The organism is Pseudoalteromonas luteoviolacea NCIMB 1942, from assembly GCF_001625595.1.
GTDB classification, from domain to species: Bacteria; Pseudomonadota; Gammaproteobacteria; order Enterobacterales; family Alteromonadaceae; genus Pseudoalteromonas; species Pseudoalteromonas luteoviolacea_A.
This window is the reverse complement of record NZ_AUXT01000073.1, coordinates 1-1,883: the sequence shown is the minus strand read 5'-3', so window position 1 is coordinate 1,883 and position 1,883 is coordinate 1. Positions and strand designations below refer to the sequence as shown.

At 42.9% G+C, this 1,883-nt stretch carries 2 protein-coding genes; both read left to right on the top strand.

Translation table 11 applies throughout. The annotated features are described in order from the left end of the window. The coding region (locus tag N482_RS04965; protein WP_331245810.1) for an RHS repeat-associated core domain-containing protein at positions 1-1,291 on the top strand (1,291 nt) is incomplete at its 5' end. A gap of 7 nt (positions 1,292-1,298) precedes the next feature. Beyond that, the gene (locus tag N482_RS04960; protein WP_063376024.1) at positions 1,299-1,727 is read left to right on the top strand and encodes a hypothetical protein; all 429 of its coding nucleotides are present in this window, start codon (positions 1,299-1,301) and stop codon (positions 1,725-1,727) included. The last annotated feature ends 156 nt before the right edge of the window (positions 1,728-1,883 follow it).

Below are 1,883 nucleotides of genomic sequence, written 5' to 3'. Positions count from 1 at the left end.
TGAGCATTATGTCAGTGACCACCTAAGTGGTTTATTTGGTACGATACCGCGTAACCTGCGCAGTTATACGGGGCACGAGCCCGTGGCACTAGGAGACGACAACCGCATCCTTCATATGAATGGTCGGGTTTACGATGCAGACACAGGCCGATTTATGCAGGCAGATCCGTTTGTGCAAGCGCCGGAGAATCTTCAGAATTACAATGCTTATTCTTATGTGTTGAATAATCCATTGAGTTATACAGATCCGAGTGGGTATTTGTTTAAGAAGCTTCTTAAAGGTGCAATGAAGGCGACGGGAACCTGGCAAATGCTTCGTGCTGTTGGCAAGGTACCTTGGCTTAACACCATGATCACTGTTGGTCTTAACTTTATTCCTGGCTGTCAGGGGTGGTGTGCCGCTGCTGCAACGGCGGCATATAGTGCGGGCTCTACCTTTGCTGTTACAGGCAGCCTGAATAAAGGCTTATTAGCAGGCTTTTCAGCAGCCGCAATGCCAGGTGGAGAAGGTATAGGGGCGATTGCTGCTAGTGCAGTGATTGGTGGTGCGACTTCTAAGTTAATGGGGGGAAATTTTGGCCATGGCTTCTTTTCCGCAGGATTAGGCGCTGCCGCAGGTGGAGTTGGTAGAGGAATTCGGAATCCAGTTGGTCAGGTTTTAGTCGGTGCTATTGTTGGAGGTACAGTTTCAAAAGTGACCGGCGGAAAGTTTGCCAATGGCGCGTTTAGTTCGGCTTTTGCAGCTGCGTTGAGGGCGGATTGGGGGCGAAAACCATTGAATTCAGATTCTCCAGGAGCGGGAGGAGCGCTAACTCCAGAGCAAAAAACAGCTCTCGATAAAAAAGTAAATGCTCTTCAAGGTAAGTTAGACACTATAAACGATGCCGGAGGCTTCGAATCAGTAGATAAAGCTGCTGGTTGGTATCACGATAATGTTCATCCAATAGCTGAGCAATATGGTGTCGAGTTCGGTTCCCAAATTTTTAGTATTGAAGGTAGCGACAAATTTTATGGTGCTAATATCCATACGGACTACGATTCACAGAAGTTGAGTTGGTGGAAGTCTACCTATAAAGGGCAGGTCGAAGGTGCTGTTGCTGTGTGGCATACTCACCCTGATGGGCTGAATTTTTCACTGGGTGATATAATGATGTTCCAAAAGTATGAATGGTTTAAGTATTCATACCTATCTGGCATGAGACCGGGTAAACCAATTGTACCTGCTTTAATTTTGAGATCTAGAACTGCATCAAACATTCAGGTGTGTGAAGGGAAATGTAACTTTAAATAGGTTGATTATGAGTAGAATTTACCAACTTAAAATGATATTAGCTCTCTTATTGTTAGTGTCATTCATTAATACAAAAAAAGCTAGTGCTTCTGGCCTTGATATTGGATTCACTTCGGTGTCTATATATGCATTGTTAGCTACTCCTGATAAATATCATGACAAAAAAGTTCAATTTATAGGCTTTTTGAATTTAGAGTTTGAAGAGAATGCAGTTTATGCACATAAATCAGATTTTGAACAAGCGATATTGAAAAATTCCATTTGGGTAGATATCAAGCCGAATAGTAAAGAAAAAATTAAGCGAGGGTATGTGCTGATTAGAGGAGTATTCAAAGCTGATGAATTTGGTCATTTCGGGTTGTTCACTGGAGCCATAAGAGATATTGAGCGACTTGAACCGCATAAAAGTAGGATGCAACTAGAATCTGAACTGTAGAATAAACATGACATATATGGACGCTCCATTTTTGTCACGTTAAATATATAAGGTACCTAGTTAAAAGCCCCTGCACACTTGCTGGGGCTTTTCTTTTTCTGGTCGCGTTTCGCCGATTTTTTGGTCACGCCAATTAAAATTAAAGAAGACACCCAC

Excerpts from the sequence above, each read along its gene's own strand:
- N482_RS04960 (WP_063376024.1), top strand. The coding sequence starts at position 1,299 with ATGAGTAGAATTTACCAACTTAAAATGATATTAGCTCTCTTATTGTTA.